Genomic DNA, 17,603 nt, shown 5'->3' with positions numbered 1-17,603 from the left:
TGTAGACTTGTTCCGTTAAAGGTTTCAAAAAATAAGGAGATCTAGTGTCTGGACATTCTAAGTGGGCAACCACAAAGCATAAGAAGGCGGCGATCGACGCGAAGCGTGGAAAGCTTTTCGCCCGACTCATCAAGAATATTGAAGTTGCTGCTCGTACTGGCGGTCCGGACCCTGAAGGAAACCCAACTTTGTTCGACGCCGTTCAGAAGGCAAAGAAGAATTCGGTTCCTTCCGATAACATTGATCGCGCTCTTAAGCGTGCATCAGGCGAAGGCCAAGACGGCGTTCAGTACGAATCAATTATGTACGAAGGCTATGCTTCGGGTGGCGTCGCAGTTTTGATCGAATGTCTTACCGATAACCGCAACCGCGCAGCTTCTGAAGTTCGTGTTGCACTCACCCGCAACGGTGGAACTTTAGCAGACCCGGGTTCAGTTTCCTACATGTTCGCTCGCAAGGGCATCGTAGAAGTTCCAAAGGTCGACGGTGTGGATGAAGATTCGCTTCTTATGGCAGTTCTAGACGCCGGCGCTGAAGAGGTAACCGACGAAGGCGAAGTTTTTGAAGTGCTTTCCGAGCCAAATGACGTTGTTGCCGTGCGTTCGGCGCTTCAGGAAAACGGTATCGACTACAACTCAGCTGAAGTCCAGTTCGTTCCGTCGATGAAAGTTGGCGTGGATAAAGAAGGTGCGTTGAAGGTCCTTAAGGTTCTTGACGCTCTTGACGATCTTGACGATATCCAAAATGTCTACTCAAACGTGGACATCCCAGATGAGGTTATGGCTGAAATCGAGGCCGAAGGCTAATTGCGTATTTTAGGTGTGGATCCGGGCTTAACTCGTTGTGGGTTGGGGATTATTGACTCGCGTGGTGGGCGCCAAGTCACCTTGGTTGATGTTGATGTTGCCCGGTCCGCACCTGAACTGCCTCCGCATCAGCGTCTTCTCCTTATTTCAAACAAACTTGAGGAAACGCTACGAATCTTTCGCCCCGATGTCGTCGCGATTGAACGCGTATTTGCGCAAGAAAACGTCCGATCGGTAACGAGTACTGCACAAGTTGCGGGAATCGTTATGCTGGCTGCGGCTCAGCATGGTTTACCGATTGCCCTTCATACTCCTTCCGAGGTTAAAGCAGCCGTTACAGGAAGTGGTCGTGCTGAAAAAGCACAAGTCCAGATGATGGTGCAAAAAATTCTGCGACTGGATGCGCCGCCTCGGCCAAAAGATGCCGCGGATGCTCTGGCGATTGCGATTTGCCATTCTTGGCGAGGAGGGGCTCTTCAGTTCCAAGATACGGCGCGTTCCCAGCATGGCGGAGCAGGAATGCTTCCTCGAGCAGAGGGCGCTGATCTCACACCGGCTCAAAAAATGTGGGCGCAAGCGGAGCGTATGCGGGCGCGTCATGGTGCGGTTGCCCCGAAATCTAAAGACAAATAAAGCCAAATCTACACAACGCTGGCGTCGTTCTATGAATTTTTCTGCGATGCGGTACTCTATTTATGAAACGTTTGTTCGAAAGGTGAAATAGTGATCGCATCTTTACGCGGAACCGTGATATCCGTTGGAATCGCCACTGCAGTGATTGAGGTCGGGGGAGTCGGTATGCTTATTCACGCCACTCCAACTACACTAGCCAAGCTCAGAGTTGGTTCAGAAGCATCACTTTTCACATCCCTTGTGGTGAAAGAAGATTCTCTTACCCTGTTTGGATTTGCCGACGACGACGAACGAGCAGTTTTTGAAACGCTTAACACAGTATCTGGAATCGGTCCACGTACCGCTTTGACAATCCTAAGTGTTCATACACCAGATGCACTGCGACTTGCTATTCAAAATAAAAACGAATCGGCCTTGACTCAAGTTTCCGGAATCGGGAAGAAGGGCGCGCAACGTATGATTCTTGAGATAGGCGATAAACTTGGCCCAGCTCATGGAGCTGTGCAGGCTTCGGCTCCAAGCTCTGGGGCTTCACCAGATATCTTAGAAGCACTCGTTAACTTGGGTTGGCAGGAGCGAGAAGCAACTTCGGCGATTTCTGAGGCGAGGGAAAGTAATCCTGATGCCACGGTGGCTCAGCTTTTGCGTAGTTCCCTTCAAATTCTTGGGAGCAGGAGATAATCGTGAGCCAATGGGACGTTACAAATTCGGATGCCACAGATTCTGAGCGGGCTCAAGAAGCGGCGCTACGCCCTAAACGGCTAGTTGAATTCGTCGGTCAAGAAGTCGTTCGTAATCAGCTTTCGCTAGTGCTTGATGCCGCAATCGCACGCGGTAACTCTCCGGATCATGTATTGCTTTCGGGCCCTCCGGGATTGGGGAAAACCACCCTTGCGATGATTATCGCTGCGGAAGTCAATGGTTCGCTTCGGCTCACTTCCGGGCCGGCTATTCAGCATCCGGGAGATTTGGCTGCTGTACTTTCCTCGCTACAAGAAGGCGATGTTCTTTTTATTGACGAAATCCATCGTCTCGCGCGTACCGCGGAAGAGATGCTTTACTTAGCAATGGAGGATTTCCGGGTTGATGTGATGGTCGGTAAAGGGCCTGGAGCAACATCTATCCCACTGCCGCTCCCATCTTTTACCGTGGTTGGTGCAACCACTAGAGCGGGGCTTCTTCCAGCGCCATTACGTGATCGTTTCGGATTTACCGCACACCTCGATTACTATACCGACGCCGAGCTTGCACAAATCGTCTCTGCCAACTCTATTAAACTTGACGCTGTTCTTAATGAAGACGCTGCTGCTGAAATTGCATCGCGTTCGCGCGGTACTCCTCGAATTGCAAATCGTTTGCTTCGACGCGTCCAAGATTGGGCGCAGGTTCGCGGTAATGGAATTCTTGATTTAGAGGCAGCCCAGGCAGCGCTTACCGTCTTTGAAGTTGATGGTCGCGGTCTTGACAGGCTTGATCGGTCGGTCCTTGAAGCTGTATGCATGCGGTTTAACGGGGGACCGGTTGGCTTAACGACGCTTGCAGTTTCGGTAGGTGAGGAACCTGAAACAGTTGAGACGGTTGCCGAGCCATACTTGGTACGCGAAGGCTTCCTTGTACGCACCCCACGAGGCAGAATGGCTACCTCACTCGCATGGTCTCATTTGGGACTAATTCCACCTGAAGAAACACTTTTTAGTTAGTGGTAAAAACTAGTAGAGTGAACTCTGGTAATTTCTATCATTCTACGGAGAATTTTTATGCCAGGAATTGAAATTTTGGTGCTTGTCGTCCTTATGGTCGGCTTTATCTGGTTCATGAATGCAGGTGCAAAAAAGGCACAGAAGGCTCAGTTGGAACAGCGCGAGCAGGCCGTCAAGGTCGGCAACAACGTGGTGACGACGTCGGGTTTCTTTGGACGTATCGTGGATATCGATGGTGACGCCGTTACGCTCGAATCTCCGAGCGGTGACGAAACAGTATGGCTGAAGACTTCGATCATGGCCGAAATGAATATCCCTGTAGCCGAAATTAGTGAAGAAGAAGCGGCTCGTCTTGATGAGGAAGTTAACCCGTTGACTGTTGCTGATGATGTCGAACTTTCAGGCAACAAGGATTTGGGAGCTGAAACAAGTCAGACGCCTGAAAACCGCGAGTAATTAATCCAAACACACGGTCGTGTACAAGAGAGAAAAGACAATTTAGTGTCGAAGAAAAGAGTAATGGAAAGGCAGTCTTCGCGTAATAAGCGCTTGGTCATCCTTTTCATATTGATGATTGCCCTCGTTGGATCACTTTTTGCGGGCACCCTAAAAGGGCCACAGTCAAGGTTCACCCCGTCGCTCGCTCTGGATCTTGAAGGAGGAACCCAAGTTATCCTGACTCCGGTTACTACTGATGGTTCAGAAGTAACCGAATCAGATGTATCTCAAGCTATTGAAATCATCCGTCAGCGCGTTGATGCTTCTGGTGTTGCTGAAGCGGAGATCACAGCACAGGGTGGAAAAAATATCGTTGTTGCATTGCCAGGGCATCCGAGTAAGGAAACGCTAGATCTGGTTCGCACCTCAGCTGTATTGCGTTTGCGTCCGGTGCTGTCTGTAATGGCGCCTAAGGCGATCACCTCTGCTGACATCGCAAAGATGAAGGAAGCAAAGGCTAATCCAGGGCAAGCCGGACAACAACAAGCTCCCGCTAAAGAATCTCAGGCTCCAAAGTTAAGCCCAGAAGAGCTGGAGAAGGAGATTGTCGCTCTTGCTGATTCGAATAAGGACGGCAAGATTGCAGATGAGCCTCAAGGTACGCCGAAAGACTTCTCCGACGACCTATGGATCACTGAAAAGACTCTCTACGACGCATTTAAGCTCGAATGTGGATCTGAAAACGCACGTTTACAAGCAACTTCGGATAATGCGAAGAAAGCTTCCGTAGCTTGTTCTTCGACCGGTGAACAAAAATACATCCTCGGTCCAGCGGAGATCGAAGGTACAGATCTAACCAAGGCTTCGTCGTCGCTGGCAACTGATCAAAAGGGAACACCAACCGGTGGTTGGGCTGTAAATATGCAGTTCGATTCCAAGGGTGCGAAGGCATTTGCCGACGTAACTGGACGTATCTACAAGATGAAGTCTCCAAAGAATCAGTTTGCCATCGTGCTTGACGGTCAAGTCCTTTCCGCTCCGGTTCCAAATGGACCGATTGCTGGTGGTCAAGCTCAGATTACCGGTCACTTCAAAGCTGAAGAAGCAGCTGCCTTGGCTAATCAGCTCAATTTCGGTTCACTTCCATTGAACTTCGAAGTACAGTCCGAAGAACAGATCTCTGCAACTCTTGGAGCGGAGCAACTCCAAGCTGGTCTTATCGCTGGTTTTATCGGTCTTGTGCTGATCGTGCTCTATATGATTTGGCAGTACCACGGTCTTGGAGTGATTGCGATTGCGTCAATCGTTCTTTCCACCGGGCTGTCTTACCTCGTCATTTGTTTGCTCTCGTGGGTTATGGGTTATCGGCTCTCAATGGCTGGCGTTTTGGGAATGATCATTTCCATTGGCGTTACCGCGGACTCCTTCATCGTCTACTTTGAACGAATTCGAGATGAGATCCGCGATGGTCGCAATATTCACTCGGCAATCGAATACGGCTGGGATCGTGCTAAACGCACCATCATTATCTCCGACTGCGTGAATCTTCTAGCTTCGCTTGTACTCTACATCTTGACTGTTGGTTCTGTGCGTGGCTTCGCTTTCACCCTCGGAATCACAACGCTTCTAGACTTGATCGTCGTCATGATGTTCACCTATCCGCTCATGCTTGTGATTATCCGTACCGCGTTCTTCGGTAAGGGTAAGCGTTTCTCGGGTCTCGATATCGAGCGTCTACGCCACACCCCGCTGTACCGTGGTCGCGGAAGTTCCTCCTTGGTTTCATCTCGCCGCAAGAATAAAGAGGTAAAGGCTGACGATGCGAGCATCGTCAAGCAGGAAGAAGCTCCAGAAACTGAGGTGGAAGTGGAAGAAACACCGGCTGTGGTCACCGCTGCTGTGGATGCCCCGACCAACGAATCGCTTGCAGCTCGACGAGCCCGTGAGCGTCGTGAAAAGAAAGCTCAGGCACAAAACAATGCTAACGATACTAAGGAGGAGAACTGATGTCTGTTTACTCCATCGGTAACGACCTCTATTCGGGTCGTAAATCCTTCAAGGTTATTGGATTACGCAAAATCTGGTTTGGAATTGCGCTCTTTGCGATTCTTGCCTCGGTGCTTTCGGTATTCGTTAAGGAACCGAATCTAGGAATTGAATTCCGTGGTGGATCGCAGTTCACAATTTCAAATACCAAGATTCATTCACACGAGGGTGCCTACAAGGTTATCGCCGACATTGGAAAAGACGACGCTCCGCGTGTCTCTTCAGTCGGCTCAAGCGGCATCCGCGTCCAGACGGTTTCTCTCGATAACCAATCAACCCAAAAAGTCAAGGAATCCTTAGCACAAGCATATGAAGTTCCTGAAAAGGACGTAACTTCGACGTTCGTTGGTCCTTCTTGGGGCAAAGACATTATGGCTAAGGCAATCCGGGCGATGATCGTCTTCATGGTTGCCGTCTCAATCGTTCTTATCGCATACTTCCGTTCTTGGACTATTGCGGTTGGCGCAATTGGCGCTCTACTCCATGACTTCATCGTTACCTTGGGAATCTATTGGATTCTTGGACTTGAAATTACCCCGGCAACGATCATCGGAATCCTCACCATTATGGGCTACTCGCTCTATGACACGGTTGTTGTTTTCGATAAGGTTCGTGAAAATACTACCGAGCTAAGGCGTCAATCGAAGGTTACCTACGAAGAGTCAGCTAACTTAGCAATTAACCAAACCTTGATTCGTTCGCTCAATACGTCGATCACTGGTTTACTTCCCGTTGTGTCCGTACTCTTCATTGGTGTAGGACTCCTAGGTGCAGAAACACTTCGCGATCTTGCCCTCGTGATGTTCATTGGTATGTTGCTTTCGACTCTTTCGTCTATCTTTATCGCTGCACCCTTGGCAGTGGCACTTGCACTTCGCAACGATGATATTTCCAGCCATACCCGCAGTGTTTTGGCTACACGAGGTGAGCTTGGACATGAATCGTCTAAAGATATGGGATCGAAACCCGCTGAATTGGGCGAATCGGATATGATTACTGGTGCGCATTTCGACGACCGGATCGCCGGAAGGCACCAAGGCAATGCAGCGCAGCCAAAGAAGCGAAAGAAGAGGAATAAATAATGGGTGAGACCCCGATTTTTCCGAAAGATACAGTAGAACTTGTTGAGTCGCACGTACGCGAGGTCAACGATTTCCCTGCCCCTGGTGTGCTTTTCCGAGATATTACGCCTCTGATTGCAGACGCGCATGCTTTTGGGAAACTCATTGAGATCCTTGCAGACCGCTACCGCGGTAAAGTTGATGCGGTTGCAGGGTTGGAATCGCGTGGATTCATTCTTGGAGCGCCTCTTGCGATCGCAATGGGTGTAGGTATGCTAACCATCCGCAAGGCGGGACGACTTCCTGGTCCAGTAGTTGGCATTGATTATGACCTTGAATACGGTTCGGCCCGTATGGAACTTCAACCGTTCACGGTAGAAGACGGCATGCGCGTTCTGGTTATCGACGACGTTCTCGCAACAGGTGGCACGGCAAGCGCCGCGTTCAACCTGATTGAGCAGGCAGGCGGAATCCCAACCGCGCTTTGCGTCCTCCTCGAGTTGAAAGACTTAGGCGGTCGTGAGCGACTCGGCGATGCAATTCCGATCGAATCGGTTCTTAGCTACTAATCATTTCAAAAACACGGGCAACGTTGGTTGCCCGTGTTTTTTGATATCGAAATTTTATTCCCAGTGATTTTGCCGTAAAATCACAGCATGGTAGGTGGAAATATGTCAGAACATCACTCGGCGTCGCGGTTTCGATCTAAGTATTCGTGGCTGAGCAAGCGTGAATCGGTAATGATCCCAGAAGCTCTTTCTGACATTTTTGAAGCTATTGGCGATAGATCGCTGAATTCCGAACGCATTATTCACGCCTACGAGGTTGCAAATAAGTGCCACGAAGGCCAAAAGCGCAAGTCTGGAGAACCGTACATCACTCATCCGATTGCTGTATGTCAAATTCTCTCAGAATTGGGGATGGATGAAGATACTCTCGTCGCGGCCCTGTTACACGATACAGTAGAAGATACCGGCTACACCTTAAAAGAAGTTACTAAGGAGTTTGGCGAAACGGTAGCGCTCCTTGTAGACGGTGTTACTAAGCTAGACAAGGTCGAATATGGCGAAGCTGCTCAGGCAGAAACCGTTCGCAAGATGGTTGTTGCCATGGCAAAGGACATCCGCGTTCTACTTATTAAATTAGGTGACCGTCTCCATAATGCGAGGACCTGGGGGTTTGTGGAATCGGCGTCGGCTGCGAAGAAAGCGCGCGAAACGCTTGAAATCTATGCACCGCTTGCACATAGACTCGGAATGAACTCAATTAAGTGGGAGCTCGAAGACCTGTCGTTCAAGACTCTTTATCCAGCTGTTTACACCGAAATTGAGAGAATGGTTGTGGACCGAAGCCCAGAGCGGGTTGCCTACATCGAAAACATTAAGAAGTCACTGGAAACTGAGCTAACTAAGGCTCGAGTAGAATGTACGATTTCTGGACGACCTAAGCACTACTATTCAATCTACCAAAAGATGATCCTTCGGGGTCGCGACTTCGAAGATATTTACGATCTTATCGGTGTTAGAGTTCTCGTTAACGAAATCCAGGATTGCTACACGGCACTTGGTGTTGCCAACTCAATCTTCACACCAATTCAAGGGCGAATTAAAGACTATATTGCGAGCCCTAAATTTAACTTTTATCAGTCGATTCACACCTCGGTCATTGGACCAAACGGTAAGACGGTTGAAATCCAGATTCGCACCTACGATATGCATCGTCGGGCAGAATTTGGCGTTGCTGCCCACTGGCGATACAAGGAAAACCCGAATAAAAAAAGTGGCTCGGTTGAAACCAGTGCAGAAGACACCCAACTTGAATGGTTACGTCAGCTTGTTGACTGGCAACGTGATACGGCAGATCCAGCAGAATTCCTAGATTCTCTGCGCTATGAAATGTCTGGACACCAAGTTTACGTTTTTACTCCAAAGGGCGAAGTCATGGAGCTCGCTGCTGGTTCGACGCCAGTTGACTTCGCTTATGCAGTCCACACCGAAGTCGGGCACAAGACGGTGGGAGCAAAGGTTAATGATCGCCTAGTTACGCTTGATCACCGGTTAGAATCGGGTGATACGGTTGATATCATCACCGCTAAATCTGATGACGCGGGTCCCTCACAAGGTTGGATGGACTTTGTTGCAACGCCTCGTGCTCGAGCAAAGATTAAATCTTGGTTTACTCGAAACCGACGCGACGAAGCAATCGAAATTGGCAAAGAAAAGCTAGCAAAGACGATTCGACGAAAGAACGAGCCTGTTCAAAGGCTAATGTCTCACGAGACGTTGAAAGCTGTTGCGCAAGACTTCACCCGTACCGATGTCTCTGATCTTTACTCGGCAATCGGCGAAGGGTCAATTTCGGCGGAGACGGTGGTTCGCCGAATTATTTCTTCACAAGGTGGTCAAGCCGGCGTCGAAGAAACGATGTCTGAGGCAGTTACACCAACTCGGATCCAGCATCGGCGTGAGGGAAATGCGTCCTCGGCGGTTGTTGTTTCAAATTTGGACGACGTCGATGTTCTAGTCAAACTTGCTAAGTGCTGTACTCCGGTACCACCGGATAAAATTGTTGGATTTGTGACTCGCGGTAAAGGAATTTCAGTGCACCGTGCAGACTGCCCGAATGTGGATTCCTTGCGTCGCGAACCTGATCGTTTCATTGATATTGCATGGGACGGTACTCCTGAGGGAGTATTTTTGGTTCAGGTACAGATTGAGGCACTCGATCGTAAGGGACTGTTGGCAGATGTTACCAAGGTGCTTAGTGAGCACGATATTAATATGATCTCTGGGTCTATTAACACTTCTAGTGAGAGGATGGCACGTTCGAATTTCATTTTCGAAATTTCGGATCCACGCCACCTCGACCGGGTATTAAAGGAACTTCGAAAGATCGAGGGCGTCTACGATGCATATCGTATTACTGCATCAAAGAAAGACGCTCACCGTCGCGTCATGTCTTAATGACGCCACGTATTTTCTGAATATTGTAGCCTCATTTCTTGATAGTTCCACGTGCATTGAAAGTAAAAATATCGCGGGGGAGCTGCCTTAATATCGCTTGTAGGCGCCGTTTACCCGGAACGGAATGGATTTCGCTTGCTGCATTTTCTACGCCGTCGTAGGTGGCACCTGCACGTATTAACTTCGGTAAATAACTAATTCCGGATTCTAGATCGGCTACTAGGAGTTCGACTACTGTTCGATCGGCGCTCATCAGTTCAACTCCCGCTAGTGTCAGGGTGTGACAACCGGGGATTTTGCGCCTTGAGCATGATGTTCGATGCTTTGAATCTCGACGTACTACGAAAGGTCCTTGTGCCAATTGAGGAGTTACTAAGCCGGTGTGAATCCAAAGTGCTGAATACTGGGTAAGAATATCACCTGGATGTATAAGCGACCTGTATGCGAAAGCACGGAACTGGGCTGAGGAACAGTACTCCAGCAGGGCAAAATAACGCCCCGAAGAAAGCTCTACAAAGTGATCACTGCGGAATCGAAAGTCGTTGAGGTCAGCTAGGTTTTTAGCCTCGATAGTTGGAAACTCTGCCATTTCCAACTTATATCAAAGTTACTAATATGGGTGGGGTTGGTTTCCACAACTGTGGAAACCAACCCCACCCGAAAATTTACAGGTCTAAAGAAACCGCTCGTGGTTTACTAGTCGCTGTTTAGTTCTCGAGAACAGCCTTGAGCCATTCTTGACGAGCTTTAAGAGCATCTTCGTATTCCTTGACCTTCTTGGTGTTACCTTCAGCTTGAGCCTGAGCTAATTGAAGCTGAAGCTCAGCAATAAGCTGCTCGAGCTGCTGCGCCATACCAGAGGTGCGCTCTTGCTTGTCCGGGTCCGTCTTTGCCCACTGTTCGTTTTCAGCATCACGAATCACGCGTTCAATCTCACGAAGCCGGCCTTCGGTGCGAGCAACATCTGCGCGAGGTACACGACCGATAGAATCCCACCGCTCACCAATGTTGCGTAGCTGTTCCTTAGCGGTTGCTACGTCTTCGATCGGGAGGAGTTTCTCAGCTTGTTCAAGAAGGACTAGTTTCTGCTCAAGGTTGGCGGTGAACTCTTCATCCAAAGCTGCGTTGTGCGAGGTACGGGCATCGAAGAATACCTGTTGTGCTGCGCGGAAGCGCTCCCAGAGGCGATCGTCGTCTTTGCGAGTCGAACGACCAGCACGCTTCCACTCATCCATCAGTGTGCGGTACTGAGCAGCGGTTGAGCTCCAGTCCGTTGAGGTCTGAAGGGCTTCTGCCTCCGCGATTAGTACTTCCTTGCGATGAATGGTCTGTTTGTGCTGGGACTCAAGATCGGAGAAGTGTTGGCGACGGTGACGATCAAACTGAGTACGTGCTGAAGAGAAACGCTTCCAAAGGGCGTCTTCAGTTGGTCGATCGATTCGTGCGCCGTGACGCTGGGCGTGCTTCCACTGGTCAAGGAGCTGATTGAGCTGCTCGCGTGAATTGCGCCAGTGAGTTTTTTCTGGGTCTTGATTTGCAATTGCCTCTACTTGTTCAACAATCGCGGTGCGTTTAGCAAGGGCTTCGGCCTTTGCTTGCTCGCGCTCAACGGCAACTTCGGCAGCGCGTTCCTCGATCTTGGTGTCGAGTGCAGCCACTCGTTTTTTCAGATCTTCTACGTCACCAATAACTGCGGGCTCTACAAGCGAATCGTTGAGCGACTTCAATGACTTTCGTGCTTCTTCAGGTGAAATCTTCGCTACTCGTGACTCAAGCAACGTCACCTGAGCTTTGATATCTAGAAACCTGCGTACGTAAAGCCCAAGGGCATCTTCTTCGGTACCACCGGCAGCATATTGCCCAACGATGCGTTCTGGCTCTGAACCAGAAGAACGTAGCCAGACGTTACCTTCGTCGTCGACTCGTCCCCATTTAGCTGCGGCAGCTGCGTCTGCGTCGTCAACGTGCGGCACCGGCGCGGCAACTTTAGCTTCCGGGCGTGGAAGTGGAACTGGGATCTTTGGACGGGCATTTTCCGTGGATTCGGTCATCTTTGATGCTCCTTAGAGGACGGGGTTGGCTTCGCCACACCGTACGCGTAATTCTCAGAAATTATTGTACGCAGATTTTCGGGTAAATGCAGTCAACCACGCATTTCAGGTACGGTTATCTTATGATCATCTTGCGTTACAGTGAAACCTTCCTCGAAGCGAATACCTATATAATTGCCGACGATGCCGAAAGAGTCGCGCTCGTCGTTGATACCGGAGCTGGATCTGCAGCATGGATTCAGGCGGCGCTAGAGGAGCACGAACTGACCCTTGGCGCTGTTCTTTTGACGCATGGTCATGCTGATCATGTGTGGGATGTGTCCGCTGTTGCTGGTGATGAGCCTGTTTATGTGCCAAAGCCAGATCTCTATTGTCTTGAAAATCCACTTGAGTACTTGGGAATGCCACAGTTTGCAATTGCCTTTCCTCGAATGGGGATTGATGAGTGGAAGAAGCCGGAGAATCTTCAGTCGCTTCCAGAGCAGTACTATTCTGAGTCGATTGAGATCGTCCCAGGGGTTACCATTCGTGCAATCGCGACACCCGGTCACACGGAAGGATCTTCGGTTTTCTTGTTCGCGGGGCGTGCGAGCTTTGCTGGACCACATGGCATCGGAAATACGGATCGCGACGAAACTTATATGCTTTCGGGCGACGTCATCTTCAACAACGGAATTGGGCGGACTGATCTACCTGGGGGTGATGACCAGAAAATGGCATCATCGCTGCGTTTCCTGGTTCAGGTAATTAAGCCTGAAACCATTATTTTCCCAGGTCACGGACCGCAAACCTCAATGTTCCATGAAACGCGCCACTCAGAATTTCTGCATGCGGCAATGAGCTAAGGCTCATGAGCAAACTTCGCAAATCCGATTTAGCTCCGCAACCGCATCATGATTTTGTACACTGAATTAATAACGGAATGTTCCAGATTCCTCGATCTCTCTAAAGAAATGAAATAATAGCACCATGGCAAAAATTGCACCTTTATCAGGATTTCCAGAGTGGTTACCAGCAGGTCGAATTGTAGAGCAACAGGTATTAGATACCTTGCGTTCAACTTTCGAACTCCATGGATTTTCTGGGATCGAAACGCGCGCGGTGGAACCCGTTTCGCAACTGCTCAGCAAGGGGGAGACCTCTAAGGAGATATATCTTCTTAATCGTCTTCAAGCGGGAGAAAACGATCGTGATGCACAACTCGGTTTGCATTTCGATCTCACAGTGCCACTTTCACGCTATGTTCTTGAGCATGCAGGGCATCTGGACTTTCCTTTCCGTCGCTATCAAATTCAGAAGGTTTGGCGCGGTGAACGTCCGCAAGATGGACGCTTCCGTGAATTTGTACAGGCAGATGTGGATGTGGTTGGCCAAGACACCCTATCTTTCCATCATGAAGTTGAGCTTCCACTCGTTATGGTGGATGCGCTTTCTAAGCTTCCGATTCCGCGCGTCGTCATTAAAGCATCTAACCGAAAACTTGCTCAGGGGTTCTACGAGGCTATCGGGATTGAAGACGTTGAAGAAACTTTGCGTGTGATCGACAAGCTGGACAAGGTTGGTCCACAGGTAGTCGTTGAGATGCTTGCAGAGCGCGTGGGGGCATCGGAAGAACAAGCGAAGCTAGCGCTCAAGCTTGCTGAGATTCGTGCAACCGATGGCAGTTTTGCAGATGAAGTGAAAGCACTTGGATATACCAGCGAACTGCTTGAAACCGGTCTTGAAGAGCTCGTGAACCTAGTTGAAGGTGCAAACGAGCTCATTCCAGGAGCGATCGAAGCGGATCTAAAGATCGCTCGTGGCCTTGACTACTACACGGGTTCAGTTTATGAATCTGTTTTGCTTGGTCACGAAGACCTCGGCTCGGTTTGCTCGGGTGGTCGCTATGACTCACTAGCTAGCGATGGTAAGCGAAGCTTCCCAGGAGTAGGGCTTTCCATCGGTGTCTCGCGTATTTTGGCACGAATTATTGGACGGGGCGTCGTTGAACCTACCAGAAAAGTACCGACGACAGTTTTGATCGCTGTGAATGATGAAAGCGAGCGTCGGCACGCGGAAAAGACGGCAATGAGTCTGCGTGCACGTGGTATTTCCACCGAAGTCTCACCGAACTCAGCAAAATTTGGCAAGCAGATCAAGTACGCCGATAAGCGTGGTATTCCATTTGTTTGGTTTACCACCGACGACGGTGAACAGGTTAAGGATATCCGCAGTGGCGAGCAGCTCAGCGCCGATCCAACTGCTTGGGTGCCAGCAACCGAAGATTTGCATCCATGTTTGATAAACCCGGAGCTCTAAATGCTTGACGCTTCTGTACCAGATTCAGCCGAAAATCCGGTTCCGAGTGTGCTTCATGATTTACGAAGCACACTCAATCTGGTGCGCTTTCCTTTTGCGATTGTAGGTAGTGACGATGCGCAAGAAGCGTGGAGAGATGTCAATCATCAGCTAGATGACTATATTCTTCCACGTTTTTCCTCGCTCGATGCTCCGTTGCTTGCAGTGGTTGGAGGCTCTACAGGATCCGGTAAATCCACGTTGATTAACTCGCTCCTGAAGGAGAACCTGACGAAGGCATCTGCGCTTCGCCCAACGACTCGCATTCCCACACTTATTTGCCATCCTGATGAAGCTCATTGGTTTGAGTACGCTCGAATTCTGCCAGATTTGGCGAGGCGCACGGGGAGCGATGCCGAAATGGCGGACGACGCCGGTGCGGGTACCGACGTTTCGCAGCGCGTCTTAGCAAATGGTAGCGAGATTTCAGTAAACGCGGACGGTGAACGTGCGATTATGGAAATTGCGGTAAAGACCTCAACTCTTGTACCGCGGGGGATTGCTCTGCTTGATTCGCCTGATATTGACTCGGTTGAGCGTGCAAATCGTGTTTTGGCTGCGCAATTGATGGCAGCAGCTGATTTATGGATTTTTGTTACCACTGCGCATCGGTACGCCGATGCGATTCCATGGGTGATGCTCGATGATGCAGCGCGGCGAAACTTAGTAATCGCTGTGCTTCTTAACCGAGTACCGATTGGTGTAGGCGTTGAGGTGCGAGCGGACTTAGACCGCAAACTTAGCGAACGTGGTCTTTCGCACGCTCCCTTATTTACGATTGCTGAATCTGATCTAGGGGAGCACGGGCAACTTCCTGAGCTGGATATTGTGGCGATCCGCGATTGGATCGCTGGGATTGCACGAGATACCGCTGGGCGGAGTCTTGTGGCACGGCAAACCCTGATGGGCGCGGTTACGCAGCTTGCTGACCGCGTCGAGGAGGTTCACCAAGGGTACGAAGAACAACTTTTACTTTCACGGAAACTCACAGACACGCTCGATGGTAATATCGAAGAAGCGCGCAGAGCTATGGTTGAAGAACTCGGCAGTGGAGTCTTGTTGCGCGGTGAAGTCCTTCGTACCTGGCAGGATTTGGTTGGTGCCGGGCAAATAACGCGCAAACTCGAAACCCAAATTTCGATGATTCGCGATCGTATCACCAGCTTCTTTACTACAAAGAAGCCGAGTGTTTCGAACGTCGAAGCAGCTGTTGAAGAAGTAACCTACACGATGGTTGTTGCCCATTCACAGCAGGCAGTGTTGCGCACTTTTGAGACTTGGTCGAAGCACGAAGGCACGGATACTCTGGTCGAGACGGTTCGTAGCAGGGTTCGCAGCGAAGACGAGCGAAAGAAAACCGCTGAAAGACTTGTGCGTGATTGGCAGGTGCAACTTTTGGCGATGATTCGTGAACGCGGCGAGTCCAAGCGAGCCATGGCACGAATTGTCTCACTTGGCATCAATGCGGTTGGTGTGGCACTGATGATCGTAGTCTTCGCCTCGACCGGTGGTCTGGTGGGCGGAGAAATCGCTGTGGCGGGTGGAACGGCTGTTGTCGCACAGCGAGTGCTCGAAGCGATTTTTGGAGACGATGCAGTTCGAAAAATGACGGCAGACGCCCGTGATGATTTTGATCGGCGCGTTAGTGAGTTCTTAGCGACGGATAAGAATGTGTTTATCGATGAGCTTGCTAAGCGAAGCGTCAGTGAGCAGGTTTTGGATAAGTTGAAAGAAAACATGGAGGATCTTCATGGCGCGATAACGACGAGGAAGATTCGATCATGAGTATTTCGTTTGCAGAAGGGATCACAAATTTAGAACAGATCCTTGAACTTTCTCAAGGTCGAATTGAAGCGAAGAAGACGGACGATATTGAGGCGTTTTTGGACTATAGTGCCAAGCGTCGTGAACACGGAGTTGAGCACGCCGTCGTTGCCTTCGCTGGTGGTACCGGTGCAGGCAAGTCCTCGCTGTTTAACGCGGTCACAGGGATAGAACTTGCAAGGGTTGCTCCAACGCGCCCAACGACCTCCGAAGCCCAAGCAATTTGCACGAAGCCAGTACCTGAATTACTTGATTGGCTGGATGTTCGGATCCGGCACGTTGATCCAGCATTTTCGAAAACTCTTGGGCTTCCTACCGGCAAGGGTTCGGCATCGGTAATTATGCTTGATCTTCCTGATATTGATTCAACCAACGATCACAACCGTATGATTGCTGGCAAGCTCGCCGAAAAAGTCGATGTTTTAGTTTGGGTGCTTGATCCACAAAAATATGCGGATTCGATTGTGCATGACGATTATCTTTCGTCGATGAGGCACCACGCCGAAGTTACGGTTGTGGTCCTCAACCAGATTGATATGCTCAAGCCGGCTGAAGCTCAGGCAGTAGTGGCTGACGCTGAACGCCATATCCGTGCCCACGGCATTAATGTTGAGGTTGTTCCTACTTCTGCTGTGCAGGGAACTGGGATAGTACAGTTACGGTCAAAGATTGGAACCGTAGTTCGGCGCAAAAATAATGCTTATTTGCATATGTGTGCACAGATCAGGGATATTTCTGAGTCGCTTTTAGAAGAAAACAAAGGACCTGATTCGGGTATTGAGACTAAGAAGATTACAGTTCAAGGAAGCACCTTGGTGAATCCTCTGGGTAAAGCTCTGGGAATTGACCGAGTGGCTGACATCCTCTTCGATTCTTGTGTATATCGTGGTCAAAAGAAAACGGGATGGTTCTTTACCCGCTGGATCCTTAAAAATAAAGTCGATCCACTTAAACGTTTCCGGCTCGATCTTGGTACCAGTTCACGTACAAAGAACGACGGCGGTGAGAGTGATGATCCTTTGCTTAAGATACCTATCATCGAAATCAATCCTGCTCATCATGCACAATTTGATAATAGCGTTGGTGAGTTTGTTCGAAATTCTTTGGAAGATCTACCACGCAACTGGCGAAACGAAGTGATTGCTGATCTTAAGGCAAAAGGGGAGGATCTTTCTTCGAAGCTAGCTTTGATTGTTAAGAACTCGAACTTTGCTGATCAACGCAACCCAGGTTGGTGGATAATGGCAAGCTTCGTGCAGTGGCTCTGTGGTCTGCTAACGATCGCAGGGCTTGCTTGGATAGGTTTGCTGGTCTTTGGACCCCTCATCCAAATTCAGCTTGCTGATCCACCAAAGGTAGATATTGCTGGAATCGTAAAGATCGGTGTACCTCTTTTGGTTTTGCTTGGTGGAATCTTAGGAGGGGGACTAGCTGCTTTGATTTCACGCATCCTAGTTAGGCGCAGGGCACGCAGAATCAAACGACGCTTCATCAAGAACACTCAGAATGCTCTGCGTGTGGAACTTGATAAAGAGTTGTTTGCACCCCTCTTTGCCTCAATCGAAGAGTTCAATGAGTTCCTTATCCTGGCGCGGTCTTTGGCGAAGGTAGGTAAATAATCCGCTACTAGGTTGACTATTGAGCAGATGAACTTTTTCAAATACTGAATAAAACCAGTGGTGGGGTGAGAAGATTTGGGCTGTTCAGCCCAAATCTTCTCACCCCACCACTTCCGATTAAGTAT

General features: G+C 49.7%; 15 protein-coding genes. 13 read left to right on the top strand and 2 right to left on the bottom strand.

The window, feature by feature from the left end; all coding sequences use genetic code 11:
* The first annotated feature begins 44 nt into the window (after window positions 1-44).
* The 9 genes from EIH22_RS05900 to EIH22_RS05860 all read left to right on the top strand — a co-directional run bounded on the left by EIH22_RS05900 (window position 45) and on the right by EIH22_RS05860 (window position 9,647).
* The gene (locus EIH22_RS05900; protein ID WP_124054889.1) at window positions 45-806 is read left to right on the top strand and encodes a YebC/PmpR family DNA-binding transcriptional regulator; all 762 of its coding nucleotides are present in this window, start codon (window positions 45-47) and stop codon (window positions 804-806) included.
* The gene (gene ruvC, locus EIH22_RS05895; RefSeq protein WP_124054888.1) at window positions 807-1,439 is read left to right on the top strand and encodes a crossover junction endodeoxyribonuclease RuvC; all 633 of its coding nucleotides are present in this window, start codon (window positions 807-809) and stop codon (window positions 1,437-1,439) included.
* 90 nt (window positions 1,440-1,529) lie between these two features.
* Complete coding sequence (ruvA, locus tag EIH22_RS05890) at window positions 1,530-2,120, top strand: Holliday junction branch migration protein RuvA (protein ID WP_124054887.1); 591 nt, start codon at window positions 1,530-1,532, stop codon at window positions 2,118-2,120.
* Between the two features lie 2 nt (window positions 2,121-2,122).
* Complete coding sequence (ruvB, locus tag EIH22_RS05885; protein ID WP_235001794.1) at window positions 2,123-3,139, top strand: Holliday junction branch migration DNA helicase RuvB; 1,017 nt, start codon at window positions 2,123-2,125, stop codon at window positions 3,137-3,139.
* Window positions 3,140-3,196: 57 nt separating this feature from the next.
* Window positions 3,197-3,595 carry a preprotein translocase subunit YajC gene (gene yajC, locus EIH22_RS05880; RefSeq protein WP_124054885.1) on the top strand — a complete coding sequence of 133 codons (399 nt, stop codon included), beginning with the start codon at window positions 3,197-3,199 and terminating at the stop codon, window positions 3,593-3,595.
* 63 nt (window positions 3,596-3,658) lie between these two features.
* The gene (gene secD, locus EIH22_RS05875; RefSeq protein WP_124054884.1) at window positions 3,659-5,584 is read left to right on the top strand and encodes a protein translocase subunit SecD; all 1,926 of its coding nucleotides are present in this window, start codon (window positions 3,659-3,661) and stop codon (window positions 5,582-5,584) included.
* Window positions 5,584-6,705, top strand: a complete 1,122-nt coding sequence (secF, locus tag EIH22_RS05870) for a protein translocase subunit SecF (protein WP_200829195.1) — start codon at window positions 5,584-5,586, stop codon at window positions 6,703-6,705. The genes secD and secF overlap by 1 nt, the downstream gene beginning before the upstream one ends.
* Complete coding sequence (locus EIH22_RS05865) at window positions 6,705-7,253, top strand: adenine phosphoribosyltransferase (protein ID WP_124054882.1); 549 nt, start codon at window positions 6,705-6,707, stop codon at window positions 7,251-7,253. The genes secF and EIH22_RS05865 overlap by 1 nt, the downstream gene beginning before the upstream one ends.
* A gap of 102 nt (window positions 7,254-7,355) precedes the next feature.
* Window positions 7,356-9,647: a RelA/SpoT family protein gene (locus EIH22_RS05860; protein WP_124054881.1), complete on the top strand. Its 2,292-nt coding sequence runs from the start codon at window positions 7,356-7,358 to the stop codon at window positions 9,645-9,647.
* Between the two features lie 31 nt (window positions 9,648-9,678).
* Here the strand turns inward: EIH22_RS05860 and EIH22_RS05855 are convergent, their stop codons facing one another.
* Complete coding sequence (locus EIH22_RS05855) at window positions 9,679-10,236, bottom strand: hypothetical protein (RefSeq protein ID WP_124054880.1); 558 nt, start codon at window positions 10,234-10,236, stop codon at window positions 9,679-9,681.
* Window positions 10,237-10,354: 118 nt separating this feature from the next.
* Window positions 10,355-11,698, bottom strand: coding sequence for a DUF349 domain-containing protein (locus EIH22_RS05850; protein WP_124054879.1), 1,344 nt, complete (start codon window positions 11,696-11,698; stop codon window positions 10,355-10,357).
* 122 nt (window positions 11,699-11,820) lie between these two features.
* Between EIH22_RS05850 and EIH22_RS05845 the strand changes: the two genes are divergently transcribed.
* The 4 genes from EIH22_RS05845 to EIH22_RS05830 all read left to right on the top strand — a co-directional run bounded on the left by EIH22_RS05845 (window position 11,821) and on the right by EIH22_RS05830 (window position 17,478).
* Window positions 11,821-12,543, top strand: coding sequence for an MBL fold metallo-hydrolase (locus EIH22_RS05845; protein WP_124054878.1), 723 nt, complete (start codon window positions 11,821-11,823; stop codon window positions 12,541-12,543).
* A 124-nt stretch (window positions 12,544-12,667) separates the two neighbouring features.
* Window positions 12,668-13,996: a histidine--tRNA ligase gene (gene hisS / locus EIH22_RS05840; protein ID WP_124054877.1), complete on the top strand. Its 1,329-nt coding sequence runs from the start codon at window positions 12,668-12,670 to the stop codon at window positions 13,994-13,996.
* Window positions 13,997-15,820, top strand: a complete 1,824-nt coding sequence (locus EIH22_RS05835) for a dynamin family protein (RefSeq protein WP_124054876.1) — start codon at window positions 13,997-13,999, stop codon at window positions 15,818-15,820.
* A complete protein-coding gene (locus EIH22_RS05830) occupies window positions 15,817-17,478 on the top strand; it encodes a GTPase (protein WP_124054875.1) in 1,662 nt (553 codons plus the stop codon). The genes EIH22_RS05835 and EIH22_RS05830 overlap by 4 nt, the downstream gene beginning before the upstream one ends.
* Window positions 17,479-17,603: the final 125 nt, after the last annotated feature.

The sequence above is a fragment of the Arcanobacterium ihumii genome, assembly GCF_900604515.1.
Taxonomy (GTDB): domain Bacteria; phylum Actinomycetota; class Actinomycetes; order Actinomycetales; family Actinomycetaceae; genus Arcanobacterium_A; species Arcanobacterium_A ihumii.
This window is presented reverse-complemented; position numbering and strand designations above follow the sequence as displayed.

Coding starts and splice junctions, on each gene's coding strand:
- hisS (WP_124054877.1), top strand. CDS start 12,668: ATGGCAAAAATTGCACCTTTATCAGGATTTCCAGAGTGGTTACCAGCA.
- EIH22_RS05835 (WP_124054876.1), top strand. CDS start 13,997: ATGCTTGACGCTTCTGTACCAGATTCAGCCGAAAATCCGGTTCCGAGT.
- EIH22_RS05865 (WP_124054882.1), top strand. CDS start 6,705: ATGGGTGAGACCCCGATTTTTCCGAAAGATACAGTAGAACTTGTTGAG.
- yajC (WP_124054885.1), top strand. CDS start 3,197: ATGCCAGGAATTGAAATTTTGGTGCTTGTCGTCCTTATGGTCGGCTTT.
- EIH22_RS05845 (WP_124054878.1), top strand. CDS start 11,821: ATGATCATCTTGCGTTACAGTGAAACCTTCCTCGAAGCGAATACCTAT.
- secF (WP_200829195.1), top strand. CDS start 5,584: ATGTCTGTTTACTCCATCGGTAACGACCTCTATTCGGGTCGTAAATCC.
- secD (WP_124054884.1), top strand. CDS start 3,659: ATGGAAAGGCAGTCTTCGCGTAATAAGCGCTTGGTCATCCTTTTCATA.
- EIH22_RS05850 (WP_124054879.1), bottom strand. CDS start 11,698: ATGACCGAATCCACGGAAAATGCCCGTCCAAAGATCCCAGTTCCACTT.
- EIH22_RS05860 (WP_124054881.1), top strand. CDS start 7,356: ATGTCAGAACATCACTCGGCGTCGCGGTTTCGATCTAAGTATTCGTGG.
- EIH22_RS05830 (WP_124054875.1), top strand. CDS start 15,817: ATGAGTATTTCGTTTGCAGAAGGGATCACAAATTTAGAACAGATCCTT.
- EIH22_RS05855 (WP_124054880.1), bottom strand. CDS start 10,236: ATGGCAGAGTTTCCAACTATCGAGGCTAAAAACCTAGCTGACCTCAAC.